This window comes from Alishewanella sp. HH-ZS, assembly GCF_001704375.1.
Lineage (GTDB): Bacteria > Pseudomonadota > Gammaproteobacteria > Enterobacterales > Alteromonadaceae > Alishewanella > Alishewanella aestuarii.
In genome coordinates, this window is the sequence record NZ_LZEJ01000009.1 from 1 (window position 1) to 25,096 (window position 25,096).

Annotated in this window: 24 protein-coding genes; 16 read left to right on the top strand and 8 right to left on the bottom strand. The window is 52.4% G+C overall.

Features of this window, described 5'->3' with window-relative positions:
* The 3 genes from A9165_RS04850 to A9165_RS04860 all read left to right on the top strand — a co-directional run.
* The coding region (locus tag A9165_RS04850; RefSeq protein WP_065955108.1) for a TetR/AcrR family transcriptional regulator at nucleotides 1-700 on the top strand (700 nt) is incomplete at its 5' end.
* A gap of 50 nt (nucleotides 701-750) precedes the next feature.
* Nucleotides 751-1,869 carry an efflux RND transporter periplasmic adaptor subunit gene (locus A9165_RS04855; RefSeq protein WP_065955109.1) on the top strand — a complete coding sequence of 373 codons (1,119 nt, stop codon included), beginning with the start codon at nucleotides 751-753 and terminating at the stop codon, nucleotides 1,867-1,869.
* Nucleotides 1,870-1,879: 10 nt separating this feature from the next.
* Nucleotides 1,880-4,969: an efflux RND transporter permease subunit gene (locus A9165_RS04860; RefSeq protein WP_065955110.1), complete on the top strand. Its 3,090-nt coding sequence runs from the start codon at nucleotides 1,880-1,882 to the stop codon at nucleotides 4,967-4,969.
* Nucleotides 4,970-5,090: 121 nt separating this feature from the next.
* On the opposite strand, the gene A9165_RS04865 is transcribed toward A9165_RS04860, so the two are convergent.
* Nucleotides 5,091-5,948, bottom strand: a complete 858-nt coding sequence (locus A9165_RS04865; protein ID WP_008607615.1) for a DMT family transporter — start codon at nucleotides 5,946-5,948, stop codon at nucleotides 5,091-5,093.
* Between the two features lie 286 nt (nucleotides 5,949-6,234).
* On the opposite strand from A9165_RS04865, the gene A9165_RS04870 reads away from it, so the two are divergent.
* Both A9165_RS04870 and A9165_RS04875 read left to right on the top strand, forming a co-directional pair.
* A complete protein-coding gene (locus A9165_RS04870; protein WP_065955111.1) occupies nucleotides 6,235-7,512 on the top strand; it encodes a DUF3422 domain-containing protein in 1,278 nt (425 codons plus the stop codon).
* Nucleotides 7,513-7,524: 12 nt separating this feature from the next.
* Complete coding sequence (locus A9165_RS04875) at nucleotides 7,525-8,199, top strand: lytic transglycosylase domain-containing protein (protein ID WP_065955112.1); 675 nt, start codon at nucleotides 7,525-7,527, stop codon at nucleotides 8,197-8,199.
* On the opposite strand, the gene A9165_RS04880 is transcribed toward A9165_RS04875, so the two are convergent.
* Genes A9165_RS04880 through A9165_RS04890 form a run of 3 tightly spaced genes read right to left on the bottom strand, consistent with a single transcriptional unit; the run spans nucleotide 8,184 to nucleotide 10,816 of the window.
* Complete coding sequence (locus A9165_RS04880) at nucleotides 8,184-8,624, bottom strand: HPP family protein (protein ID WP_065955113.1); 441 nt, start codon at nucleotides 8,622-8,624, stop codon at nucleotides 8,184-8,186. The genes A9165_RS04875 and A9165_RS04880 overlap by 16 nt on opposite strands.
* A 12-nt stretch (nucleotides 8,625-8,636) precedes the next feature.
* Nucleotides 8,637-9,755: a PilT/PilU family type 4a pilus ATPase gene (locus A9165_RS04885; protein WP_065955114.1), complete on the bottom strand. Its 1,119-nt coding sequence runs from the start codon at nucleotides 9,753-9,755 to the stop codon at nucleotides 8,637-8,639.
* Nucleotides 9,756-9,763: 8 nt separating this feature from the next.
* Entirely contained in the window at nucleotides 9,764-10,816 is a 1,053-nt protein-coding gene (locus tag A9165_RS04890; RefSeq protein ID WP_065955115.1) for a type IV pilus twitching motility protein PilT, read from the bottom strand.
* Nucleotides 10,817-10,845: 29 nt separating this feature from the next.
* Between A9165_RS04890 and A9165_RS04895 the strand changes: the two genes are divergently transcribed.
* The 10 genes from A9165_RS04895 to A9165_RS04940 all read left to right on the top strand — a co-directional run bounded on the left by A9165_RS04895 (nucleotide 10,846) and on the right by A9165_RS04940 (nucleotide 20,058).
* A complete protein-coding gene (locus A9165_RS04895; RefSeq protein ID WP_065955170.1) occupies nucleotides 10,846-11,541 on the top strand; it encodes a YggS family pyridoxal phosphate-dependent enzyme in 696 nt (231 codons plus the stop codon).
* Nucleotides 11,534-12,349: a pyrroline-5-carboxylate reductase gene (gene proC / locus A9165_RS04900; RefSeq protein ID WP_065955116.1), complete on the top strand. Its 816-nt coding sequence runs from the start codon at nucleotides 11,534-11,536 to the stop codon at nucleotides 12,347-12,349. Before A9165_RS04895 ends, proC begins: the two co-directional genes overlap by 8 nt.
* Nucleotides 12,350-12,364: 15 nt before the next feature.
* Entirely contained in the window at nucleotides 12,365-12,904 is a 540-nt protein-coding gene (locus A9165_RS04905) for a YggT family protein (protein WP_008607603.1), read from the top strand.
* A gap of 13 nt (nucleotides 12,905-12,917) precedes the next feature.
* Nucleotides 12,918-13,349 (top strand): DUF4426 domain-containing protein, encoded by a 432-nt coding sequence (locus A9165_RS04910; RefSeq protein ID WP_008607602.1) that lies wholly within the window; start codon nucleotides 12,918-12,920, stop codon nucleotides 13,347-13,349.
* A 9-nt stretch (nucleotides 13,350-13,358) separates the two neighbouring features.
* The gene (rdgB, locus tag A9165_RS04915) at nucleotides 13,359-13,964 is read left to right on the top strand and encodes an RdgB/HAM1 family non-canonical purine NTP pyrophosphatase (protein ID WP_065955117.1); all 606 of its coding nucleotides are present in this window, start codon (nucleotides 13,359-13,361) and stop codon (nucleotides 13,962-13,964) included.
* Complete coding sequence (gene hemW / locus A9165_RS04920) at nucleotides 13,961-15,103, top strand: radical SAM family heme chaperone HemW (RefSeq protein WP_065955118.1); 1,143 nt, start codon at nucleotides 13,961-13,963, stop codon at nucleotides 15,101-15,103. Before rdgB ends, hemW begins: the two co-directional genes overlap by 4 nt.
* A 21-nt stretch (nucleotides 15,104-15,124) precedes the next feature.
* Nucleotides 15,125-16,972, top strand: a complete 1,848-nt coding sequence (locus A9165_RS04925; RefSeq protein WP_065955119.1) for a DUF885 family protein — start codon at nucleotides 15,125-15,127, stop codon at nucleotides 16,970-16,972.
* Nucleotides 16,973-17,032: 60 nt separating this feature from the next.
* On the top strand, nucleotides 17,033-17,995 hold the full coding sequence (locus A9165_RS04930; RefSeq protein ID WP_065955120.1) for a magnesium transporter CorA family protein: 963 nt from the start codon (nucleotides 17,033-17,035) through the stop codon (nucleotides 17,993-17,995).
* A gap of 93 nt (nucleotides 17,996-18,088) precedes the next feature.
* Nucleotides 18,089-19,006: a 30S ribosomal protein S6--L-glutamate ligase gene (rimK, locus tag A9165_RS04935; protein ID WP_008951500.1), complete on the top strand. Its 918-nt coding sequence runs from the start codon at nucleotides 18,089-18,091 to the stop codon at nucleotides 19,004-19,006.
* A complete protein-coding gene (locus A9165_RS04940) occupies nucleotides 19,006-20,058 on the top strand; it encodes a succinylglutamate desuccinylase/aspartoacylase family protein (protein WP_008607596.1) in 1,053 nt (350 codons plus the stop codon). The genes rimK and A9165_RS04940 overlap by 1 nt, the downstream gene beginning before the upstream one ends.
* Nucleotides 20,059-20,077: 19 nt before the next feature.
* On the opposite strand, the gene A9165_RS04945 is transcribed toward A9165_RS04940, so the two are convergent.
* From A9165_RS04945 to A9165_RS04960, 4 genes are all read right to left on the bottom strand, one after another.
* Complete coding sequence (locus tag A9165_RS04945; RefSeq protein WP_238534559.1) at nucleotides 20,078-20,836, bottom strand: DUF2884 family protein; 759 nt, start codon at nucleotides 20,834-20,836, stop codon at nucleotides 20,078-20,080.
* A gap of 95 nt (nucleotides 20,837-20,931) precedes the next feature.
* The gene (locus tag A9165_RS04950; RefSeq protein WP_065955121.1) at nucleotides 20,932-22,587 is read right to left on the bottom strand and encodes a FapA family protein; all 1,656 of its coding nucleotides are present in this window, start codon (nucleotides 22,585-22,587) and stop codon (nucleotides 20,932-20,934) included.
* A 211-nt stretch (nucleotides 22,588-22,798) separates the two neighbouring features.
* Nucleotides 22,799-23,134 carry a hypothetical protein gene (locus tag A9165_RS04955; protein WP_008607590.1) on the bottom strand — a complete coding sequence of 112 codons (336 nt, stop codon included), beginning with the start codon at nucleotides 23,132-23,134 and terminating at the stop codon, nucleotides 22,799-22,801.
* Between the two features lie 57 nt (nucleotides 23,135-23,191).
* On the bottom strand, nucleotides 23,192-23,851 hold the full coding sequence (locus tag A9165_RS04960) for a DUF2982 domain-containing protein (protein ID WP_065955122.1): 660 nt from the start codon (nucleotides 23,849-23,851) through the stop codon (nucleotides 23,192-23,194).
* A 227-nt stretch (nucleotides 23,852-24,078) separates the two neighbouring features.
* Here A9165_RS04960 and A9165_RS04965 point away from each other — a divergent pair, with 227 nt between their 5' ends.
* Nucleotides 24,079-25,095, top strand: a complete 1,017-nt coding sequence (locus A9165_RS04965) for an efflux RND transporter periplasmic adaptor subunit (RefSeq protein ID WP_008607588.1) — start codon at nucleotides 24,079-24,081, stop codon at nucleotides 25,093-25,095.
* The last annotated feature ends 1 nt before the right edge of the window (nucleotide 25,096 follow it).

Consider the following 25,096-nt stretch of genomic DNA (forward strand, 5'->3'; position numbering starts at 1 on the left):
AAAATTTCTGGGGATACCTCAGGCCCGCGATGGTATTTTGCAACTGCAGATGGCGCCACTGGCGAAAGCCTGTGAATACGCTACCGGCACCCTGTATCAGCATTTCAGTTCGAAAGAAGATTTATTGCTGGCATTAGTGGCCCGCAACGGTTGCAACCAACTGCGGTTATTTGAACAGATAGCGGCACTGGCGATCCCACACCGCAACAAAATCCTGGCACTTTGTGTCGCAGAAGATTTGGCGCGCCAGTATCACCCCAGCCATGCCAGGCTGGAACAATATGTCTTTACCGAGGTGGTCTGGGAAAACGCCTCTGCTAGTCGCCGGCAGCTGATCCTGGATAATAGCAAGCCGCTTTCCGCGCTGGTAAGCGGCATAGTGCGCGCGGCCATTGACGCCGGTGAACTACCCGATCATCAGTGCTCAGCACTGGAACTGTCAATCGCGCCCTGGGCGCTCTGCTGTGGCAGTCACAATCTGGAACAAACCGCTGGCCTGTTTGAAGCCTTTGGCTTAAACAAAGATTCGTTGCAACGTTATCGCCATATGCATCTGCTATTAAATGGTATGCAGTGGCAACCCTTGTTGGATATTACCGATACAGCAACCTTGACCGCGCAAATTCAGGATTTAAAACAACGCGTTGAGCAGTTATTTCATAACCTGTGCCCGCTTAATGTGGACCCGCTAAATGTATAACAGATTTTTAGTTTTAGTTAATCGGGCGCCTGCCCTTGTAAGGAGACATCATGCTTAAGCGTATGATTATTATGCTTGTCCTGGTAACAGTGCTGTTCGGCGGTATCTTTGGTTTTAAAGCCGTCGGTAATTATTTTATGAATCAATTCTTCGACAATATGCCGATGCCACCGGCTGCTATTACCGCTGCCACTGTTAGCCGTGATGCCTGGCAACCCGCCGTCAATGCCATCGGCAGCTTTGCCGCAGTTAACAGCACCGAGCTTACCACCGAAGCCAGTGGCATTATCCGCAACATTCGCTTTGAGAATGGCGCCCTGATTAAAAAAGGTGAGCTGTTAGTGCAACTGGACGACAGTGTTGATCAGGCAGAACTGGCAAGGTTAAAGGCCGCTGAGCAATTGGCGAAGCTGGAGCAGAGCCGTCTGGAACGGCTGTTCCGCGATAAAGGTGTCTCGGAGCTGGATCTGCGTCGCCGCGAAAGTGAAGCCGCTCAGGCGAGCGCCGCTGTCGCTTCACAGCAAGCACGGATTGCGCAAAAATCGCTGGTTGCGCCCTTTGATGGTGTGGCCGGTATTCGTCAGGTCAGTCTCGGACAGTTACTGACTGGCGGCACCCCTGTTGTCAGTTTGCAGTCGCTGGATCCTATCTATCTGAACTTTACCCTGCCCGAGCAGCAACTGGCGTTGATTGAAGTCGGTAAGCCGTTAACAGTGCGGGTGGATGCCTATGCTGAACAGGCATTTGTTGGTGAAATCACGGCGGTGGCACCGGGTATTCGCGAGTCGAGCCGCAGTATCGAAGTCCAGGCCACCTTCGCTAATCCGCAGCAGTTACTGCGCCCGGGTATGTTCGCCCGCGTCAGCATGACAACAGGTGAACCCAACACTGTTACCCTGATCCCACAAACAGCAGTGCAGTTTAATCCTTATGGCAACTCAGTGTTTGTGATTACCGAACAGGACGGTCAACAGGTGGCGCAACAGCGCTTTATCCGCACCGGCGAAGCCCGTGGTGATTTGATTGCCGTGACCGCAGGTCTGGAGCCTGGTGAGCAGGTGGCGACCTCAGGCTTATTGAAGCTGCGCAACGGCGCCGTGGTAAATATTGTGGAAAACAGTTCGGCCGCGCCCAGCGCTGAATTAAACCCAACGCCGGCTAACCAGTAAGGATTGCAGTATGCGCTTTACCGATATTTTTATTAAAAAGCCGATCCTGGCCAGTGTGGTCAGTCTGCTGATCCTGCTGCTGGGCCTGCGCGCTATCTCAGAGATGAATGTGCGGCAGTTCCCGGAAATTAAAAATGCCGTCGTTACCGTCAGCACCGTCTATGTCGGCGCCGATGCCGACCTGATCCAGGGCTTTATTACCACGCCGCTGGAGCGGGAAATCGCTGCGGCTGAAGGCATTGATTATCTGGTTTCCACCTCGGTATCCGGGGTCAGTACTATTCAGGCCTTTTTACGGCTCGATTACGACCCGAACGAAGCCCTGACCCAGATCGCCGCCCAGGTGAATAAAATTCGCTCGGAACTGCCGGAAAACGCCCGCGATCCGGTGATTTCACTCAAAGTCGGCCAGAACGTGGCGGCGATGTATCTGTCGTTTTATTCCGAAGTACTGGGTAATAACCAGATCACCGACTATCTGGTACGGGTAGTGGAACCCCAGCTGGCGACGATTCCGGGGGTGCAACGCGCCGAAATTCTGGGTGCCCGCACCTTTGCGATGCGGATCTGGCTGGATCCGGTGAAACTGGCCGCCTACAACCTGACCGGCTCGGATGTTAATGCTGCGCTGCGTGGTAACAATGTGTTGGCGGCACTGGGTTCCACCAAAGGGCAGATGGTCGCCGTCGATCTGAATGCCGCGACTGATCTGCGCTCACCGGAAGAATTTAAACAGCTGATTATCAGCAGCGACGGTAAGGCGGTAGTAAGGTTAAGCGATGTCGCCACTGTCGAGCTGGGCGCGGAAAGTTATGACAGCTCCGTGAGTTTTAATGGTCTGGCAGCGACCTTTATGGGTATTGAGATTTCGCCGGATGCTAACGCCCTGGATGTGATTGCTGAGGTGCGCAAGGTCTGGGATCGCGATATTATCCCGCAGCTGCCGCAGGGTCTGGACGCCGATATTCCGTATGACTCAACCGAGTATATTGAAAACGCCATTGACGAGGTGGTGATCTCTATCGTGCTGGCACTGGTGATTGTCGTACTGGTGATTTACGCCTTCTTAGGCTCAATCCGTAGCGTCATTATCCCCGCCGTGGCCATTCCGGTGTCATTGGTCGGCACCTTCTTCCTGATGTGGATCCTGGGTTTTTCGATTAACCTGCTGACGCTGCTGGCGATGGTATTAGCGATCGGTATCGTGGTCGATGATGCGATCATTATGCTGGAAAATATTCACCGCTTTATCGAAGAGGGCCATTCCCGCATCGATGCTGCCATTATGGGCGCGCGACAACTGGCCTGGCCGATTATCTCGATGTCGACCACGCTGGTGGCGGTATTCCTGCCGATAGGTTTTGTTGGCGGTTTAACCGGAGTGTTGTTTGTTGAGTTTGCCTTTACACTGGCTGCTTCGGTGATCCTCTCTGGCGTGGTGGCGCTGACGCTGTCACCGGTAATGTGTGCCTATATTCTGAAGCCACACAGCGCAGACGGTAAAAAAGAAAAATCGCTGGAAGCCTGGCTGGATGCGCGCTTTGAGCAGTTGCGCGCCGCTTATCAGCGCCAGTTACACAACACCCTGAATACCATGCCAGTGGTACTGACCTTTGCTGCCATAGTGCTGGTGTCCTGCTACTTCCTGTTTGTTACCAGCCCATCCGAACTGGAACCGGCTGAAGATCAGGGCTTTGTGTTCTCGATTTTACAGGCGGACAGCTTTGCCACCCTGGATTATCTGGAGCGTAATACCGCTAAGCTGAATCAATTACCGGAGCAGGCACCGGAGATCCGTAACGTCTTTATCATTAATGGCATGGGCGGCACCAATACCGCTATCGCCGGCTTTGTCCTGGCGCCCTGGGATCAGCGCGAACGCACTACCGCTCAGGTACTGGAGCAGAATATTCAGCCGCATCTGGCCGGTATTCCGGGCCTGAATGCCTTTGCGCTGGTGCCACCTTCGCTGCCCTCTTCCGGTGATGGTACCCCGATTGAATTTATTATTGGTTCGACCCAACCCTTTGCTGCGCTGCAGGAAGTGGTACAGGAAGTGCTGGGCCGGGCGATGGCGTCAGGTCGCTTTATCTTTGTCGATAGCGATTTAAAGATCGATAAGCCGAAGCAAACCGTGCTGGTCGACCGGGAAAAGGCCGCCTTAATGGGTGTGTCTATGCAGCAATTGGCGGCAGATTTGGGCTCCTTGCTGGCCGGTGCCGACGCTGGCCGCTTTGCGCTGGATAACCGCTCTTACCGGGTTATTCCGCAAATTGAGCGCAGTGAGCGGCTGAATCCGGCGCAGTTAAAGGACTACTATACCCGTAATCAGCAAGGCGAACTGATCCCGTTATCTACGCTGGTAACCTTACAGGAGTCGGTACAGCCGCAAGCCCTGCGCGGTTTTCAGCAGCTGAATGCGGTAAAAATCTCCGGCGTACCCCGACCGGGCGTGCCCCTGGGGGAGGCGTTAGCAGTGCTGGATAATATTGCGGCTGAAGTGATGCCGGCAGGTTTTAGTATTGATTACGCCGGCCAGTCGCGGCAGTACAAGCAGGAAGGCCAGCAACTGGTGATTACCTTCTTCTTTGCGCTGATTGTAATTTTCCTGGTGCTGGCTGCCCAGTTCGAATCGTACAAAAATGCCATTATTATTATGGTAACAGTACCGATGAGTGTCTGCGGCGCCTTGATCTTTACCAGTCTGGGCTTTACCAGTATCAATATCTACACCCAGGTCGGTCTGCTGACGCTGGTCGGTCTGATTGCCAAGCACGGTATCCTGATTGTTGAATTCGCCAACCAGCTGCAGCAGGAAGGCAAATCAAAACGCGATGCCATTGAGGAAGCGACTGCGCTGCGGCTGCGTCCTATTCTGATGACCACGGCAGCAACGGTTCTGGCCGTGATCCCACTGTTGGTTGCCACCGGGGCCGGCGCGGCCTCGCGCTATGCGATGGGGGTGGTCATTGCCAGCGGTATGACCATTGGTACCTTCTTTACCCTCTATGTAGTACCGGCGATGTATTTGCTATTGGCCCGTGACTACCGGCAACAGCCGGATGCGGTCGTCGCCGCTGCTCAGACCGATGCGCAGTAAGTCGTAAGCCACTCAACTCATTCAACTCATTCGACTAAGCGGCCCTCGGGCCGCTTTTTTATGCTAGCGCCTTGGCTAAATTGAGCGATGCGCCACTGCTGCCTTAAAGCGGATAACGCGGTTAGCTCTCTTTCGTTTTACTTAAGGTGCTCCCCAAAGAGGCACTGATCACCAGTAAGATCGCTAACCACTGTGTGACACTGAGCAACTCCGCCAGCAATAAAAAACCGGCCAAGGCAGCGATCGCCGGCTCCATACTCATCAGTACACTAAAACTTTTGGCCGGCAGCGCCTTTAATGCCACCATCTCCAGACTATAGGGTAAGGCACTGGACAGCGCCGCTACGGCGATAGCCAGTGGGATCACCTGCCAGCTGAATAAACTGCTACCGGCACTGACCAGACCAATCGGTACTAAAAAGGCGGCGGCCACCGTCATGCCAAGGGCCACCGTAATGCCACCCGAGGCCAGATTACCAGCGCGCTGACCAAATAGAATATAGCCGGCCCAGCAGGCACCAGCGGCAAGCGCTAACATCACCCCAACCGGATCCAACGCATCGACACTGGTCATATCCGGTAACAGTAACAAAATACCGCCCAATGCCAGCGCGACCCAAACTAAGTCTAATTTGCGCCGCGAGGTGAATAATGCCACCGCCAAGGGGCCGGTAAACTCCAGTGCCACGCCAATCCCCAGCGGAATACGGGCAATCGCCAGGTAAAACAACAGATTCATGCCGCCGAGGCAAGCACCATAGACGATCACCGCGCGCCAACTGCGCCCCTGTGGTAACTGCCGCCAGGGCCGGAATACCAGCCACAGCATCAGAGCAGAGAATCCGACCCGCAGCGCTGTAGTCCCCGCCGGACCAATCAGCGGAAACAGTTGTTTGGCAATTGAGGCCCCACTTTGAATGGTGACCATCGCCAATAATACGCTGGCGACTGCCAGCCAAACGGCCTTGTTGCTTTGCATAACTGCCCTGTTTATTACCTGATTAGCATTATTTTACGCCATTCCTGGCCCTGCGTGTTGGGTTTGCCAGGGCCTATTGACCAGATTGCACCGAAAACAGGCAAAATGCCTGCTTCTGGCGCAGGCAGGCAATAGTCAACCGGCACTGAGCCAGGCCATTGTCTTGGCAAATTCATCGTTTTGTTAAGGCGTTGTCATCACCAAGCGTCAGCATAAGCAAGCTGGCACAGTACCTGCTTCGGTACCTACTGTTAAGCTAATGATCTCAGCCACAGCGGAGTGCACTATGGAAAGCTTATCCCGCCGTAATCATCCGTTACGCGATGTACTGGACAAAGAATTGCAGCAGCGAACCTTTGGCTCTGTTAGCGCCCCCTGCCGGCTGTGCCATTTTATGCTGACCGTTAGCCCGGCGCTACGTAGCCTAGAGCTGTCGCAAATGCAGCAACTGGCACAGCAGCAAGGTCAGCAGCTGAGTGACAATGCCCAGGATTTGACGCTGCCGCTGTACGGTCTATGGCTACGCTGGGAGCGGCATGGCGAGTTCTCCAGCTATACCTTTATCCGCCCCGGCATGGCCGAGCCCTGGTTTGATGATCCACTTAGCTTTTTGCCCAGCCGCGACTGGTTCAGCGAGCTGCCCGGACAGATTTTCCGCATTGTGCAGCTTACTATTCTGACCGCAGAGCAGCCACCCGCTGAGAGCTTGATCCGGCAAAGTTTTAATGCCGATAACTGTATCAGCAGCGAGTTAGCGGCTGGGCGGGCGCGGATCTGGACTGACTTTCAAAAGCATGCCGAAGGTGCCGGCCGGATGCTGCTATTAAGTAAAGGCTTAACCGGCGATGCACTTGGCCGGCTGGCACAACAGCTGTTTGATCTCGGCAATTACCGTAAGCTGTCACTGCTCGGCTGGCCGCTGGCCCGCCAGAGCCTGCAAAAATTAAGCGAACTGGAATTGCAGCTGGCAGGCCTAACCCAGAGTATTGAGCTGCAAAAACGTAGCGATGAGCAGTTGCTGCATGATATCACCGGTCTGGCCGCTGCGACCGAGCGGCTGATCGCCGAGAACAGCAACCGCTTACAGGCTACCGCAGCCTATTATCAGCTGACACTGGACAGGCTAAAGGCGTTGCAGGAAAGCCCACTGCCGGATCATTTGTCATTGCAGGACTTTACCGAAAAACGCCTCACCCCGGCCTACCGAACCAGTGAGGCAGTACAGCGCCGGCAACAACTGCTCTCCAGCCGCCTGGGTCGCTGTACTGAGTTGTTGCGCACCCGGCTGAATCTGAAGCTGGAGCAACAAAATCAGCAACTGCTAAGCTCAATGGAGCAAAAAGCCAAGCTGCAGCTAAAACTACAACAGATGGTGGAGGGCTTTTCGCTGGTTGCCATCAGTTATTACGCGGTGCAGTTGGCGGCTAAATTGCTGAGCAGTCTGCAATATTGGTGGCCTGAGCTAAATGCCGAGCGCTGGCAAAGTCTCGCTATTCCTGTCATTATTATTAGCGTGGCGGTGCTGCTGCGCTATCAGGCGGCCCGCTTAAAACGGAGTCTTTAAGGAAAGGGCAGCTTGATTAGCAATCTGAAGTGGTCTCCCCTGCTGTTGTCGCTGCTGGTGCTGCCATTAACAGCAGATGAAGCAAAACCGGTACAGCGGTTAAGTCCGCACAGCACCGCTATGCCTGTTAGCAAGCCAACGGCACCACAGATCCTGGTGTATAAAAGCCTACGCCAGGATGGTTCTGCCGTTTTTTCCGACCGGCCACCTGTTGATCAGCAGTATGAGCTGCTACGGTTTGATTGCTTTGCCTGTGCGGTGCGTTCGCCAATCAACTGGCATACCACGCCCTTGTTCCAGCGCCGCTTTGCACGGGTGATTGAGCAGGTTGCTGCCGAGTTGGTGCTTGAGCCGGCTTTAATCCGGGCCGTGATCCATGCCGAGTCGGCCTTTAATCCGCAAGCCATTTCGCGTCGTGGTGCCCAGGGCCTAATGCAGCTGATGCCAGAAACGGCCGCTATGCTTGGGGTGCAGGACCCCAGCCAGCCAGAACAGAATATTCGTGGCGGCAGCTTATATCTGCAACAGTTACTGCAGAGCTTTGATGGCGATCTCAGACTCGCGCTGGCTGCCTACAATGCCGGACCTGGTGCAGTCCGGCGTTTTGGCGGTGTACCGCCCTACGCCGAAACCACCGCCTATATCGAACGGGTCATGATTTTAAAGCAGCGTTATACCGGTGGCTGAGCAGGTTTTGGTTTAGCCAGTAAGGCGGCTTTCATCAGATCTTTCCAGGATACCAGCCCCAACAGGCGTTGCTGGGCATCGGTAACCAGTAAACAACTGATATTACGCTCCACCAGCATGCTGGCAGCCTGACGGACACTGGTATCAGGTGCGACGGTAAACACCGGAGCCGACATCACCTGGCTGACTTTACGGCTGCGCATCATCAGGCCAATCGCCTGTTCACTGGCCGCCTCCATCATCGGACTTAACTCTTTAAAGTAGTCTTTAACCGACACTATGCCTACCACGCGGTCCATACTGTCCACCACCGGCACATGCTGGAAACGGGCCTGACTAAACACAGCCCGCAATGATGCCAGATTAGCCTCCCCGGTTGTTGTCACCAGTCTGGTTCTTGGGGTCATAATGGCTAGTAAAGACATCTGCTTACCTCACTATTCTTTATCCATCCCATCCAGCGTCACACCAGATAGGAAACCCGAGCCCTTAACCTCGTTATTACGCAGCTTAATCATCAAACGTAAATCGTTCGGTGAATCAGCATGGTGGATGGCGTCGGTATAGCTGATGGTGCCGCGTTGATAAAGGTCATACAGTGCCTGGTCAAAGGTTTGCATACCAAGCTCGCGTGACTTGGCCATCACGCTCTTAATCTCTCCGACTTCGCCCTTGCTGATTAAGTCCGCCACGAACGGCGAATTCAACAACACCTCTATCGCCGCTACCCGGCCATTGCCGTCTGCAGTTGGGACCAGTTGCTGAGCAACGATAGCCCTCAGGTTCAACGACAGGTCAAACAATAACTTATCGTGCATCTCTTTCGGCACTAAGTGCATAATACGGTCAATGGCCTGGTTCGCATTGTTGGCGTGCAGGGTTGCAATACAAAGATGGCCGGTTTCGGCGAAAGAGAGCGCAAACTCCATCGTTTCCTGCGAACGGATTTCACCGATCAGGATCACATCCGGCGCCTGGCGCAGTGAGCTTTTCAGCGCCGCATCAAAGGATTCGGTATCAATACCAACTTCACGTTGCGTAATTAAACTGCGACCATGTTCGTGGACAAATTCGATTGGGTCTTCAATGGTCAGAATATGACCACGGGCATTTTTGTTGCGATAACCAATCAGGGCGGCCAGAGACGTCGACTTACCGGTACCGGTGCCGCCAACAAAGAGTACTAGACCCCTTTTGGTCATGATCACTTCTTTCATGATCGGTGGCAGGCCCAGATCTTCAACATTGGGGATGGTGGTCACAATGCGCCGCATCACCATACCGGCCTTATCACGCTGCCAGAAAGCCGACACCCGGAAGCGACCAGCATCGTTATGAATGGCAAAGTTACATTCTTTTTGCGTATTAAATTCGTGCTGCTGCTTTTCATTCATCGATGACAACACCAAGGCTAATGAGTCCATCTCGGTCAGCGCCTTGTCATCCAGCGGTGTCAGCTCGCCATTGATTTTGGCCGCCACTGGCATGCCTGCGGTAACAAAAAGGTCTGAAGCTTTAACTTCAACCATTTTCTTTAAATAATCAACTAGTTGCATACCTACCTCTAGATTCGGCCCATGGCGCCAAAGGTATTCTTATCCTGAGCTTTGGCCGCGGCGTCTTTCTGTGTGACCAAACCACGGTTTACCAGGTTCACCAGGCATTGATCCATGGTTTGCATGCCATGGGCGGCGCCGGTTTGAATCACGGAATACATCTGGGCAATCTTATCTTCACGGATCAGGTTACGGATCGCCGGTACCCCAACCATAATTTCATGCGCCGCGATCCGACCGCCACCGACCTTTTTCAGCAGCGTCTGCGAAATAACGGCTCTTAATGATTCAGACAACATCGAACGCACCATATCTTTTTCTTCACCGGGGAAGACGTCGATAATCCGGTCGATAGTTTTAGGCGCTGAGGTGGTATGCAGGGTACCAAACACCAGGTGGCCGGTTTCTGCTGCCGTCATCGCCAGACGAATGGTTTCCAGATCCCGCAACTCACCGACCAGGATCACATCCGGATCTTCCCGCAGCGCTGAGCGCAGAGCATTGCTAAAACTATGGGTATCGCGATGCACTTCACGCTGATTAATCAGGCTGAATTTATTGCTGTGTACGAATTCAATCGGATCTTCGATAGTCAGAATATGGTCAAAGCGGGTACTGTTGATATAGTCGATCATCGCCGCCAGGGTAGTACTCTTACCCGAACCGGTAGGCCCGGTAACCAGCACCAGACCGCGTGGATTCTCAGAAATGGTTTTAAAAATCTCCGGCGCGCCCAAATCGTCCAGCGTCAGGACTTCGCTGGGAATGGTCCGGAATACCGCCGCCGCACCGCGATTTTGCACAAAGGCATTGACCCGGAAGCGGGCTAAATTGGGGATTTCAAATGAGAAATCCGACTCCAGCCGTTCTTCGTATTCTTTACGCTGCTTGTCGGTCATAATTTCATAAACCAGCGCATGCACTTCTTTATGGGTTAGCGGTGGAATATTCAGTTTGCGTACATCACCATCAACGCGGATCAACGGCGGTACACCGGCAGAAAGGTGCAAATCTGAGGCTTTATGTTCAACACTAAAGGCTAATAATTCGGTAATATCCACAACCAGTCACTCCAATTTACCTATTTATGATGAATAACATAGCAGAACAACTGGCCCTCGCCTATCAGCAACTGCACAAATTCAGCGAAAGCCGGCCCAGCGACTGGCCGGCGCCAAAATTGATCGCGGTCAGTAAAACCAAGACTGCGGCAGATATTGAAGCGGCCTATGCTGCCGGTCAGCGGCGCTTTGGCGAAAATTATCCGCAGGAACTGGCCAGCAAAGCCGCTGCGCTTACCCATTTGGGTGAGCTGGAGTGGCACTTTATCGGGCCGTTACAGTCAAATAAGACCAAACTGGTGGCGGAAACCGCCAGCTGGGTACACAGCCTTGAGCGCGAGAAAATCGCCCGCCGCTTGTCCGAGCAGCGCCCGGCACATCTGCCGCCATTAAAGGTGTTGCTACAGATTAATATCAGTGCCGAAGTCAGTAAGGCAGGTATCACTGCAGAGCAGATGCTGCCGCTGGCAGCTGTCGTGGCCACTTTGCCTGGCCTGACACTCAGTGGACTGATGGCGATTCCGGAACCCGACCCGGCACGACTGGAAGCCGACTTTGCCCAAATGCAACAACTGTCGCGCTTATTGCAGCAGCACTATCCTCAAGCTGTTGAATTATCGATGGGAATGTCCGATGACTGGCCACTGGCTCTGCGATATGGCGCAACTATGATAAGATTAGGTACGGCTATTTTTGGCGCAAGGAATTATGACAAGCATGAATGACAACAGGGTCGCCTTTATCGGCGCAGGTAATATGGCACGTTGTGTCATCGCCGCTATGGTAAAAGCCGGCTATCCGGCGGAAAATATTCTGGCAGCCAATCGCAGTGAACCCAAGCTGACCGCGCTTAAGGCTGACTTTGCGATTGCCACCAGCCTCAGCAATATTGAGGCCGCCCGCTGGGCTGATGTGATAGTGCTGGCGGTCAAACCACAAATGATGCAGCAGGTGTGCGAACAACTGTTGGCCGAAGCACCAGAATGTCAGGAGAAGCTGTTTATCACCCTGGCGGCGGGTTTACCGGTCGCGCGCTATGAGCAGTGGTTAGGTGATATCCGCCTGGTACGGGCGATGCCGAATACACCGGCGCTTGTTAGCCTGGGCGTAACAGGGCTCTTCCCCAGTCGCTGCTCCAACTACGAGCGCGCCTTTGTTGACCATATTTTCAGCGGTACCGGTATGCGGGTCTGGTTAGAGCACGAAGCACAGATTAATCATATTATCGCCGCGACCGGCAGTGCCCCGGCTTACTTTTTCTATTTTATGCAAGCCATGCAGCAAAAAGCCGAGCAGCTCGGTTTTAGCAGCAGCGAAGCAAAAGCCATGATCGCTCAAACCGCGCTCGGTGCTGCCACCATGGCGCTACAAAGCGACCACAGCTTCGACGAATTACGGCAGCAAGTGACGTCGAAAGGCGGCACCACGCATGAAGCCATAAGCAGCTTCAGCGCTGCCGGCCTAGAACAGATGGTCGCTGCGGCGATGCAGGCGGCAATTGACCGTGCAGAAGAAATGGCGAAAACGCTTTAAGCAGGGAGTGATCTGATGAATGCAGTAATTTTTCTTATTAATACCGCCTTTACGCTCTATCTGATGGTGGTAATGCTCCGCCTGTGGTTACAGCTGGCGCGGGCCGATTTTTATAATCCGTTTAGCCAGTTTGTGGTCAAGGCCACTAACCCGCTGGTACTGCCATTACGCAAGGTGATCCCCAGCCTCGGTCAGTTAGACACCGCCACCCTACTGCTAGCCTATCTGATTGCCACGGCCAAATTTATTGTGCTGCAACTGGTGTTTTCACCGTCACTTAATCTTGGTGTCAGCTTTGTGTTAGGCGGTCTGTTATTACTAAAAGAAGCCTTGAACCTGCTGTTTTGGGTGTTGGTGATCCGGGCCATTATGAGTTGGTTTAGTCAGGGCCGGAACCCGATGGAACGGGTGTTCCATCAGTTAACTGAACCCTTTTTAGCGCCGGTTCGTCGGATTATTCCGCCACTGGGCGGCCTGGATTTGTCAGTATTGGTGGTACTGGTCGCCCTGCAGTTTATTAATATTCTGCTCAGCGACTGGTTAAGATTTGTTTAACAGGAGTCCCATTATGCACCCACTACTTAAGCTGATTAGCGCTTTGCTGCTTGCTCTACTGTTAACCCCGAACGCCCAGGCTGAACAAAAGAAACAGTTGGGTAACTGGGATGTGCATTATATCGCGTTTAACTCGACCTTCTTAACGCCGGAAGTGGCGCGGGCCGCCAATTTAAGCCGCAACAAAAGCAACGCCATTATTAATATTTCGGTACTGGATAGCCAAAGCCAGCAGGCACAGCAAGTGGTGATCAGTGGTATTGCCCGCAACTTACTCGGTCAGCAACGTGAGCTGACCTTTCGCGAAATTAAAGATGGCGAGGCCATTTACTATATCGCCGTCATGCCATTTCGTAATGAAGAGCAGTTCCGCTTTAGCCTGGATATCCGCCAGGGTAATCAGCGTCAGCAACTGAACTTTGAACAAAAACTCTATACCGAATAGGACTTGCTGATGCAAAAAGTGGTATTGGCCACCGGTAATGCCGGTAAGGTCGCAGAACTGTCGGCAATGCTGGCGCCCTTTGCGCTGGACATTGTGCCACAAACCGCACTGGGCGTAAGCGATGCCGACGAAACCGGTTTGACCTTTGTTGAAAATGCCATCTTAAAAGCCCGCCATGCTGCCCGGATCACCGGCTTGCCGGCAATTGCCGACGACTCAGGCCTGGCGGTTGCGGCCCTGGGCGGCGCCCCCGGTATTTACTCTGCCCGCTATGCCGGTGTTGGCGCTGGCGATCAGGCCAACATCGACAAACTACTCGAGGCAATGACCGGCATCACTGCCAGTCATCGGCAAGCCGCTTTTCATTGTGTTTTGGTGTATTTGCAACATGCTGCAGACCCGACACCGCTAATTTGCCACGGTAGCTGGCAAGGTGAGATTGCCTTGACGCAAAGTGGCAATGGCGGCTTTGGTTATGATCCGGTGTTTTATTTGCCAAAGCTTGGCAAAACCGCAGCCGAACTGACCAAAGCAGAAAAGCAACAGCTAAGCCATCGTGGGCAGGCACTGCGACAACTGGTGGCCGCGCTGCAGGTTAAGGAGCGCGCGCTTTGAGTTTAAGCCTGCCGCCGCTATCACTTTATATCCATATTCCCTGGTGTATTCAGAAATGTCCTTACTGTGATTTTAATTCCCATGCTGTGAAACAAGGGATCCCGGAGCAGGAATATATTGCGCACCTGCTGGCCGATTTAGATCAGGATCTGCCACTGGTCGCTGGCCGCCAACTTAGCAGCATTTTTATCGGCGGCGGCACCCCCAGTGTATTTAGCGCGGCCGGCATCACCCAAATTCTGGACGGGGTTAAACAGCGGCTCCCTGTCGCTGCGGATTTAGAAGTGACAATGGAGGCCAATCCGGGCACCTTTGAAGCGGAGCGCTTTGCCGGCTATGTCGCTGGCGGAGTGACGCGTTTTTCGATTGGGGTGCAGAGTTTTCAAACGCAGCAACTGAGCGCGCTGGGGCGCATTCATAATGCCGAAGAAGCCAAAGCCGCGGCGCGGCTGGCTGCGACCCTGCCACTGCAGAGCTTTAATCTGGATCTGATGCATGGTTTGCCTGGTCAGACGCTGGCAGGCGCCCTGGCTGATTTACAGCAAGCCATCGACCTTAACCCTCCGCATTTATCCTGGTATCAGCTGACGATTGAGCCGAATACCGCCTTTGCCAGCCGGCCACCGGTGTTACCCGAGGATGAGTTGTTATGGGATATCCAGCAGCACGGCGCTGAGCTGCTGGCTGCGGCCGGTTATCAACAATATGAAACCTCAGCCTACAGTAAAGCCGGCCATCAGTGCCGGCATAACCTGAATTACTGGCGCTATGGCGATTATTTGGGCATCGGCTGTGGCGCCCACGGTAAAATCACCCTGCCCAGCCGTAATAGTATTTTGCGTACAGTAAAGATTAAACACCCGAAGGGCTATATGGATTTAAGCCGTGGTTATCTGGACGAGCGCACTCAGGTTGAGCCGGAAGACCGGCCCTTTGAGTTTTTTATGAACCGCTTTCGCTTACTGGAGCCCTGCCCAATCAGTGACTTTAGCGCCCTGACCGGTTTGCCGCTAAGTGTTATCAGTAGCCCCCTAGCTGAAGCCGAGCAAAAACAACTTATAACGGTAAGCCACGAGCATTGGCAAATTACTGCCAAAGGTGCCCGCTATCTGAATGATTTACTGACACTCTTTATTTAAATAACCAAACAGAGGTCTGTTATGCGACAACATCTTAGTTTCCGAACTGCCACCCTGCCGCTGCTACTCGGTAGTCTGCTAATCAGTGGCTGCGGCCCGAAAACGGCTGAACCCAGCGCCGTAGTGCCGACGGTTGCACAGCAACAGGTGGATATGAATGAACGGGCGAACCAGCTGTTTGAGCAAATTTTTAACGAGCGGGTGCAGCGCAACCCGGTAGTACAAACCAGCCTCGGCATCAAAGATGACTATGATAAATGGCAGGATCTGTCGGATGCGGCGTTCGAAGCAGAACTGGCACTCACCCGTCAGCATCTGGCCTTACTAGAAGCGATTGATGTTGCCGCGCTGGATAACCAAACCCGTTTAAGTTATCAGCTAATGCACAAGCAGCTGCAGGAAATGCTGGAAGATGCGCGCTGGCGCCTGTACAGCTATCCGGTGAATCAGATGTTTGGCGTGCATTCACAGGTGCCGGCGCTGCTGATCAATCAACATAAAATTGACTCCATCGACGATGCCAAAGCCTATATCGCCCGCTTAAATGCGGTACCGGAATTATTCCGTCAGCTACAGCAACTGCTCACGCAAAGTGCGGAAGCCGGCATCATAGTACCGAAATTTGTGTTTCCGCACCTATATTCGGCCAGCGAAAATCTGCTGCAAGGCGCCCCGTTTTCAGAGCAGGGCGACAGTACTCTGCTGGCAGATTTTAGTAGCAAGGTGGCAGCTCTGCCATTATCAGAGCACGAGCAAAAGCTGTTGCTGGATGAAGCCAGAGTGGCACTCATTACCAGCGTCGGGCCGGCCTATCGCAGTCTGATCAGCTTTTTACAGCGATTAGAGCAGCAAGCCGGTACCGATGATGGCGTCTGGCGTTTCCCGGATGGGGCGGCCTTTTATCAGAACCGCCTGGCCCGGATGACCACCACCGATTACAGTGCCGAGCAGATCCACCAGTTGGGGCTCAAACAGGTTGAGCGCATTCATGGCGAGATGCGGCAAATTATGCAGCAGGTGGGCTTTGCCGGCGATCTGGCGGAGTTTTTTGTGTTTATGCGTGAAGCGCCACAGTTTTACTATCCGGATACCGAGGAAGGCCGTGCGGCTTATCTGGCTGAAGCCACTGCCGTCATTGACCATATGCGTACCCGGCTGGATGAGCTGTTTTTGGTTAAGCCCAAGGCAGAGATGATTGTCAAAGCGGTTGAGCCATTTCGCGAACAAACCGCGGGTAAAGCCTTTTACCAACGCCCGTCGATGGATGGCAGCCGGCCCGGCGTGTATTACGCCAATTTGTACCGCATGAGCGATATGCCAAAGTATCAGTTGGAAGCGCTGGCCTATCATGAAGGTATTCCGGGCCACCATATGCAGCTGGCCATTGCGCAGGAGCTGGACGGCATTCCGAAATTCCGCCGCTTTGGCGGTGCCACCGCCTATATTGAGGGTTGGGGCCTGTATTCTGAATTGCTACCGAAAGAAATTGGCCTTTATCAGGACCCCTACTCTGATTTTGGCCGGCTGGCGATGGAATTATGGCGTGCCGCCCGCTTAGTGGTCGATACCGGTATTCACGCTAAAAAGTGGAGCCGTGAACAAGCGATCCAGTATCTGGTCAACAATACCCCTAATCCAGAAGGCGATGCGGTAAAAGCCATTGAGCGTTATATTGTGATGCCGGGCCAGGCCACCGCCTATATGGTGGGCATGATCAAACTGCTGGAACTGCGCGAGCTGGCGAAAACCGAACTGGGTGAGCGCTTTGATATCCGCGAGTTTCATAATGTGGTGCTAAAAAATGGTGCTGTACCGCTCGATGTATTAGAGCAACTGGTAAAAGATTATATCGCCAGCAAACGCGCCTAAATAGCGGTGGGCAGCAGCCGTACTGCCTGGCGGTGCGGCACTCGCCATGGAGGATAACGGATGATCAGCGTCAATTATTATGATCCCGAGCTGGGAGGCTGGCAACAACAGCAGGTCAGCCGCCTGCCAGTGAATGCGCGGCATACGCCGCCGCTGTGGCTTGATTTACAACAGGCCAGCGCAGCAGAAGAGCAACAACTGCTGCAGGACCTGGGCATCGCCGCTACCATGGCCGAAGATTTTAGCAAATCCCGGCACCCACCAAAATTTGAAGCAGTGGGTGATTTTAACTTACTGATTTTAAGGGCTTATGCTGACGCTGACTTCAGTGAACTGACCGAAAGTGCTCAGCTTAACCTGCTATTCTGTCATGACATTCTGATCACCAAGCTGCATTGCCGCCAGCAACCACTGTGTAGCCAACAGCAACCACAATTAGCAAAGCCCAGTGCTAACCAGATCAGCGACTGGGTGAAGCAACTTACGCTGATCGTCGCAGCCAGTTATCTGGAAAAACTACTGGTGTTTGAGGATGAATTGGGTGAGCTGGAAGATCGGATGTTACACAAAGGTAATGACGAGCTGATGACGATGATGATGCGTTATCGCTCCGTATTGCGTAAAGTCAGTCGCAACCTGGCCTATCAAAAAGATCTCTTTGCTGATGCCCTGTTCGAGGAGCAGCATAGTCTGCTGCGGCGTTTTGCGCTGGCCGATTTGCGCGACTTTTATGAAAAGTTTGAACGGCTGCATTCGATGACCGAGATGTATTATGACCAGCTTAGCGATCTGGTTCAGGGCTATCTGTCGACCACCTCACATCAAATCAACGAGCGGATGAAGGTACTGACTATGGTGAGTAGTATCTTTATCCCGCTAACCTTTGTCGCCGGGATCTATGGCATGAACTTTAGCAATATGCCGGAACTGGAGCTGGAATGGGGGTATTATCTTACCCTGGGTTTTATGCTGGCGGTGGGCCTTGGCAGTCTGATCTGGTTTAAACATCTGAAATGGTGGTAATAACGAATATAATCTTATGATCTCTTGCGGCGCTCCCACGGCCGCATAATAATGCCGCTATTGGCCATTATTACCGGCCGCGTCGGAGCCCATATGAAAATAGCGATTTTATCGCGCAATGCTGAACTCTACTCCACTAAACGTCTGGTTGAAGCGGCAACGTCAGCCGGGCACGAAGTACGGGTTATCGATCCCCTGATGTGTTATATGAATATTAACCGCATTAGCTCTTCGATTCACTACAAAGGGGAAGTGTTAGAAGGCTTTGATGCGGTGATCCCCCGTATTGGCGCCTCTATTACCTTTTACGGCACTGCGGTACTGCGGCAGTTTGAAATGATGGGCGTGTACGCGCTAAATGAATCTGTCGCCATTGGCCGCGCCCGCGATAAGCTGCGCTCAATGCAGCTGTTAGCGCGCCAGGGTATTGGCTTGCCAATCACCGGTTTTGCCGATAAGCCCGGAGATATTCCGGATCTGATTGAGATGGTTGGCGGTGCACCCTTAGTGATTAAATTACTGGAGGGAACTCAGGGCATCGGTGTGGTGCTGGCCGAGACCCGTACCGCGGCCGAGAGTGTGATTGATGCCTTTATGGGGCTTAATGCACATATTCTGGTGCAGGAGTATATTAAAGAAGCCAATGGCGCTGATATCCGCTGCTTTGTGGTTGGCGATAAGGTGGTTGCAGCGATGAAGCGGCAGGCGAAAGCCGGCGAATTCCGCTCCAATCTGCATCGTGGCGGTACCGCAACCAAAGTCAGTCTGACCCCAGAGGAGCGGCGTACCGCCTTGGCTGCCGCGAAAACCATGGGGCTGGATGTTGCCGGAGTCGATTTATTACGCTCAAATCACGGCCCTGTAGTGATGGAAGTCAACAGTTCACCCGGCCTGGAAGGTATTGAAGCGGCGACCAACAAAGACGTTGCCGCTGCCATTATCCAGCATCTGGAGAAGCGGGTGCTCAGCCAAAAAAGCCGCAAACCGGCCAGAACAAAAGGAACCGGCTAATGTCCGAACTACGCGCCCCGTTTTTCCTCGGTGAAAGTCAGATCCCGGCCGGCAGCCGGGCGGTAGTAGACATCCCTTTTGGTAAGCTCTATACCCATACCGAATTGAATATCGGCGCTCATGTGGTGCATGGCCGTCAGGATGGCCCTGTATTACTGGTTACAGCCGCGCTACATGGTGACGAAATTAACGGTGTCGAAATTTGCCGCCGCTTACTGAAGGTCCCCCGCCTGAACCGGCTGCGCGGTACTCTGGTAGTTGTGCCGATTGTTAATACATATGGCTTTGTACAACAATCGCGTTATTTACCGGACCGACGGGATCTGAATCGCAGTTTTCCTGGCAGTGAGAAAGGCTCCCTGGGCAGCCGGATGGCGTTTCAGTTTACCGAACAAATCCTCAGTAAATGTACTCATGCCATAGACTTACATACTGGAGCCATTCATCGCAGCAACCTGCCACAGGTAAGAGCCAGTGCTAAGGATAAGGTGGCACTGAGTATGGCGGAAAGCTTTAACGCGCCGATTATTATCAAGGCAGCCAGCCGCGATGGCACCATGCGCGGCACAGCCAACAATTTAGGGATCCCGATTTTACTGTATGAAGCTGGCGAAGCGCTGCGCTTTGATGAGCAGTCCATTAAGATTGGCGTACGCGGTATCGTCAATGTGATGCAGCAACTGGGTATGCTAAGTCGCGGCAAGCGACTCGGTAAAACCCGCTCGCTGTTTTCGAAGAAGAGCAGCTGGGTGCGGGCCGAGCATGATGGCATCGCCCGTTATTATGTCAGCTTGGGGCAAACCGTACAGCAGGGCGATCTGCTGGCGCATATCTATTCGCCTTATTCCGACTTTGAGGTTGCCGTTACGGCGACGCTATCCGGGGTGATTATCGGCCGCACTAATCTGCCGCTGGTGAATGAAGGCGAAGCGCTGTTTCATATTGCGGAGGTCAGTTCACTGGAGGAGGCCGAGAAGACGCTGGATGCGATCAGTGACGAAGTAGACAATGCGATGCCGTTATCGCTGACCGATGAATATGGCGTGGTCTAAGCTAGAAACTCAACACGAGCTAGGGCGCCTTTTCGACCACTACATCAAATTCAGCCAGCTCAGGCAGTTGCTGCTGCAGCTTGGTTTCGATGTCATCCAGCTCACGCATTCGCTGACAAAACAGCGCTGATTTCGCTTCCAGCTCAACCATTTTCTGATCCATACCCAGGGTGATTTTATCCATCAGTTGATTTACTGCTTGCCAATCCTGACTGTCGGCCTTTTCAAAGTTGCTGTCTGACTGGCGCAGTGCATCACGCAAAGCGCCCCAGACAGCACCAACAGTATGGCGGGCTAGCATGGTTAATTGCGGTTTAAGTTCACCGTTTAGGAAATTATCCAGCTCGTTTAAGCTTTGTGGTGCCAGATAAAAATGATCACCGGTGCGCACAAAGCGCGATAAAAATTGAAAGGTGGTTTCGCGGATCAGGGCACGCCACTCGGCTTGCTGCGACTTATTACCCACACCAGCCAACATCGCCTCGATACTGGATAAGCCAACTTCAACGCCATCCACCGCCAGGCTAACAATTTCCGGCACAAAACGGCGTAAGCCCTGGGCGTAGAGCTGCAGTAACTGTTGCGAATCATCTTCCAGCTCAAACCATTCGCCTTTGATAAAAAGTTGTTTATCTTCATTGATTTGAACGAAGGTGCGGTTATTTTGCATAATGCGGATCTGATCCGGAGAGATCAGCACACCATAGCGGAAGGCCATATTACAGTCGGCAAGCAGCGGTGAACTGACTAGCAGTAATAAAAAACAGAGAACTCGCACAACCAGACACCTACCAACCAAACCTGAGACTAGCTTAGAGAAAAAGCCCGCAGAGCGCATTACTCAATACCGCATAGACGCTACCCCTGGTCGCACTACAGTGGATTGATCGCCGGATGACCATCCTGAATCTCGATCACTGAAGGCCCGTACTCACGGCGACTGCGGATAATTTCTTTACCAAATTGCACTTCAACTGCCGAGAACAGCTGCTGAGTCGCTTTTACCTTTAACTCAGGCAACAGCAAGAGTCGTTGCTCTTCCTGAGCACGCACCTCTTCAATCAGCGCTTTAGCCAGCTCTTTTTGCTCAGCAAACTCCTGCTCCAGCTTCTGAATTAACTCGTCGGTCTGGCCAGCCAGTAATTTACGTTGCTTATCAATACGCTGCTTAAGCTCATCCAAAACCGCTCTGGCCTGGCTCAATTGACTACGCATTAACTCTTGTTGCTGCAATAATGGCGTCAGATGACGGTTGACTTTAATCACCACGACACCGCTGGAAGGAGAACCCAGTTGCCCGCAAGTTAAGGTTTTACCAAGCAGATAGTGACCACCAATAATTTTTCCGGTGACTTTCTCCGCAGTGCCTGCTAACACGGTTTCGGCCTCTACCGAACAATGCATCAGATACTTAGTCGCCATCAGTTGGCCACCACAGATAAAGGCGGAATACTGCGCAATATTGCAGTTAATATCGCCCTGCGCTCTAATCACTGTGCTGTATTCAGGGGTCTCGCTTTGCGGATTAAGTTGATGACCGATAATCGAGCCGACAATATTAATATCACCACCCGCTTCGACTAAGTCGCCTTCCATAACACCTTGAATAATGACATTACCGCCCGCGACCACTTTCATACCAGAAATCACATTACCGGTGACAACCACTGACCCTTTGAAAATTATATGACCAGTGGTCAAATCGACATTCTTAACGGTAAAGACTTCATCAACAGTCGCGCCATTATCGATGGCTCGGGGTAAACCGTCTTGAGTTGCCAGCAACAGGTCCGGATCTTCGGCACTCAAGCCGACCCCCGGTCCTAATTGCCAGTCTATCAATACGCCGGGTTCTGCCGGCAACGCTTCCCCAATAACGTTGATTCCGGGCTCACCTGAAGTAGGTGGAAAGCGGCGCATGAGTGGCTGGCCCGCAGCAACCGCCGGAATAGCGCCAAAGTCACGTAGGTCGGCTTTCGCCTCTGACTCAACCAAGGGTTGATTACGACGCCGCACCATATCCGGAATCAATGGTTCAAAACGCGAGTTCATACCATTGACCACGGCCCGGCCGGTCGCAACTTCTACTTTCAGGCGACTACCGGGTTCTGCCCGGCTGGCTTGTTGCACCAAACGGATTATATTTTCTTTTTGAAAACCAAAGACGATACCTGCCTGCTGTGCGCCCTTCACCAGCTCGTTAGCGGAGATGGGTGCGCCGCCCCAGGCTGCAGTAATAATCGCATAGGCGGCCATCTTATCTTCGGCGATCTCAAATGCCAGCTGAGCAGGTCGTTTCTCAGCAATCGGATAGGTCAATACCCTGGCGTTTTCGGCCAAAGTCATGGCTTTAACTTTTTGTTGATATTCCTGATATTCTGCGACGAGATTAGCCAGATTATTCTGGTTTAGAAAACAGCGACCGAAACCGGCATCAATGATGGCTTGTTTTAAGGCGTCAGCAGTCAGAGGTGCAGCAGAAACCGGCACTTTGATTATTATATTGAGGTCGTGCTCAGTAAATTCCATAAATATTCCCATTACTTCAGGGAGTTATCAGGTATTGCTTTTGTCAGTTACTTCCTGCTATCACCCTGTGTTGGCCGGATTTCACTATCCGTTATAAGAAAAAAGCATTACCTGAGACAAGATGCCGTTACTGAACCAAATTTTTTACATAAAAGCAAGCGCTGTCTGCTGGTCAGCGCGTTATTCTGGCTATCTACCTCACCAAGGGTAGCTAAATATAGTTATCCTGGTGAACCCGGATAAACATATCCGTACCTTTTTTAGTATACTCGATTTTATATTCTTTGTTGTTAAGCGCCTGAATAAACAACAACGTCTTAGTCTCACCGAACACATCGACACTCGATACGTCCACCAACTCCAGGTAGCGCTCTTTCGCTTCGCTGCGACTAGATGGCACTGCGTCCTCAAAAACTTTTACGCCGTGTCGAGATACCAAAATTGGCGGGTCCTGATCATCGTTAATAATCACCAGGTCCAGCTTTTTATTTTTATGAATGATGGTATTCCGGCCACTGACCAGAAAAGCTTTTTCATAATTATTCATTACTACTCTGCCGGTTGTTTAGATTAAGGTTATTATGATACAGCAGTTTAGCACTGTCTAGTTCCCTGTTTGTAAGCTGGCCAACCGCTGCTTGTTTATCGCCTGACACCATTGCTGGGCTACCTCTGCCGGTACATTAACCGGCACCATAAACTCAAAGCCACAGGCCTCTGCCAGACGTTGCATACGCTGCGCAAAGGCGGCTCGAACACCGTCATAGCGCTGTTTACCACTGTTGAAAAAGTCCTTTTCTTTTAACAACTCAGTGGCACACTGGCCGCTGGCACAGCTTTGCCGGATCGCTTCCAGATACAGCGGTCGCTGCTCTGTCATCATTCTGACCGCTAACCGCAACGGCAATTGCTGCAGTAACGCATCGAAATCTGTGATCTTAAAGCCGATAAAAGCCAGTGGCTTACCATCCAGCTCCGGCACCGCACAATAAGCAAAGGCACTAAAATCCAGACGGCAACTGCCTGCCCGGTGACAGTAGCGGATGCCATACTCATCAAGTTCCAAACTATATTTGGGCTCAGCCAATTTTGCCCAACCCAGAAATGCTGCCAATAAAGACGCCATATAAGCAATACCCAACCACCAGCTAAACTGGCTGGCGAACAACAGGGTGTACAACAGCAGTAACAGTAATACAGCCAAACTACTCAATAATAATCTGGCACCGCCACTACTGGCAGAACCAGCAAACCCCTGTTTCATACTGCGACCTCGCGTTGTCATAATCTTGTTGTATTATCTTACGTTATTTCACCGCTTCTGGGTTAACCGTCATGAACCAGCTAGACTGATACGACAGACCGCAGGATGAGTGCGATAACAGGAAATCTGAACGGCGATTCTTTCCATACAATACCCTGAGTTTATTTTTTGATTAAATTGGAGTTCCCTTGGCGCCTTTACACTCTCGCTTGATATGGTTCATTTTATTGGCCTTATTGTGTTTTGTTGGCTTTTTGTACTGGCAATCTCAACAAAGCAATGGCAATAGCCGTGGGCCTGGCGGTGCTGTTGCCGTTAAAACTGCCACCGTTAGCACTCAGCAAATGATGCGGGAAGTCAGTGCCATAGGTACCGGTATCGCCAATAACTCGGTACAGCTAATTGCACCAAGCAGCGAATTCTTAATCGAACTCAATGTTAGCGAAGGCCAGAAAGTGAATGCCGGCGATGTGATAGCACGTTTAAATAACGTGCAGCAAAAAGCCAGGGTCGCCGAACTGGAAGCTGTACTAACCGAGCAGCGCCGGCAACTTGACCGTTTAAAAAATCTGGCTACCACCCAGGCTACCGCCCAATCCTTGCTGGATGAGCAACAGACCCGGGTTAACAGCACCCTGGCACAACTGGATATTGCCAGACAACAGCTCAATGACATGACTATCCGCGCCCCATTCAGTGGTTTTCTCGGCTTGCGTCAAATTAGCCGCGGCGCCTTCGTTAATGCTGGCACCGTGATCACTACGCTGGATGATATTCAACAGTTACGGGTAGAATTTCGGATCGCTGAGCGGCATCTGGCCGATGTGGCCGTCGGTATGCCGCTTACTGTAACTAACGTTGCTTACGGCAAATTACCTTTTGAAGGTGAAGTGACCGCCATTGATACCCGATTAGATCCGGTGACCCGCTCAGTGACTATTCATGGCCGGATTGCGAACGATAACCTGATGTTAAGACCAGGTATGCTGCTCAATGTCCGTTTGCAACTGGATAACCGGCAGGTGCTGCAAATCTCTGAAAAAGCTTTGGTGCCGCAACAGAACCGGCAATATGTGTTTGTTGTCGATGCCGAAAACCGTGTGCAACAACGGGAAGTGCAAATTGGCCAGCGGATCCCTGGCTGGGTAGAAGTGGAATCAGGCTTAGCTGAGGGCGATGAAATTATTGTCGAAGGGGTGCAAAAGGTCCGCACCGGCGTCACTATCAGCAAAATTGAGGGCTAAC

What these genes read in the sequence shown, in the direction of transcription:
- A9165_RS04855 (WP_065955109.1), top strand. Translation starts at nt 751, where the DNA reads ATGCTTAAGCGTATGATTATTATGCTTGTCCTGGTAACAGTGCTGTTC.
- A9165_RS04860 (WP_065955110.1), top strand. Translation starts at nt 1,880, where the DNA reads ATGCGCTTTACCGATATTTTTATTAAAAAGCCGATCCTGGCCAGTGTG.
- A9165_RS04865 (WP_008607615.1), bottom strand. Translation starts at nt 5,948, where the DNA reads ATGCAAAGCAACAAGGCCGTTTGGCTGGCAGTCGCCAGCGTATTATTG.
- A9165_RS04870 (WP_065955111.1), top strand. Translation starts at nt 6,235, where the DNA reads ATGGAAAGCTTATCCCGCCGTAATCATCCGTTACGCGATGTACTGGAC.
- A9165_RS04880 (WP_065955113.1), bottom strand. Translation starts at nt 8,624, where the DNA reads ATGTCTTTACTAGCCATTATGACCCCAAGAACCAGACTGGTGACAACA.
- A9165_RS04885 (WP_065955114.1), bottom strand. Translation starts at nt 9,755, where the DNA reads ATGCAACTAGTTGATTATTTAAAGAAAATGGTTGAAGTTAAAGCTTCA.
- A9165_RS04895 (WP_065955170.1), top strand. Translation starts at nt 10,846, where the DNA reads ATGAATAACATAGCAGAACAACTGGCCCTCGCCTATCAGCAACTGCAC.
- proC (WP_065955116.1), top strand. Translation starts at nt 11,534, where the DNA reads ATGAATGACAACAGGGTCGCCTTTATCGGCGCAGGTAATATGGCACGT.
- A9165_RS04905 (WP_008607603.1), top strand. Translation starts at nt 12,365, where the DNA reads ATGAATGCAGTAATTTTTCTTATTAATACCGCCTTTACGCTCTATCTG.
- A9165_RS04910 (WP_008607602.1), top strand. Translation starts at nt 12,918, where the DNA reads ATGCACCCACTACTTAAGCTGATTAGCGCTTTGCTGCTTGCTCTACTG.
- rdgB (WP_065955117.1), top strand. Translation starts at nt 13,359, where the DNA reads ATGCAAAAAGTGGTATTGGCCACCGGTAATGCCGGTAAGGTCGCAGAA.
- A9165_RS04925 (WP_065955119.1), top strand. Translation starts at nt 15,125, where the DNA reads ATGCGACAACATCTTAGTTTCCGAACTGCCACCCTGCCGCTGCTACTC.
- A9165_RS04930 (WP_065955120.1), top strand. Translation starts at nt 17,033, where the DNA reads ATGATCAGCGTCAATTATTATGATCCCGAGCTGGGAGGCTGGCAACAA.
- rimK (WP_008951500.1), top strand. Translation starts at nt 18,089, where the DNA reads ATGAAAATAGCGATTTTATCGCGCAATGCTGAACTCTACTCCACTAAA.
- A9165_RS04940 (WP_008607596.1), top strand. Translation starts at nt 19,006, where the DNA reads ATGTCCGAACTACGCGCCCCGTTTTTCCTCGGTGAAAGTCAGATCCCG.
- A9165_RS04950 (WP_065955121.1), bottom strand. Translation starts at nt 22,587, where the DNA reads ATGGAATTTACTGAGCACGACCTCAATATAATAATCAAAGTGCCGGTT.
- A9165_RS04955 (WP_008607590.1), bottom strand. Translation starts at nt 23,134, where the DNA reads ATGAATAATTATGAAAAAGCTTTTCTGGTCAGTGGCCGGAATACCATC.
- A9165_RS04960 (WP_065955122.1), bottom strand. Translation starts at nt 23,851, where the DNA reads ATGAAACAGGGGTTTGCTGGTTCTGCCAGTAGTGGCGGTGCCAGATTA.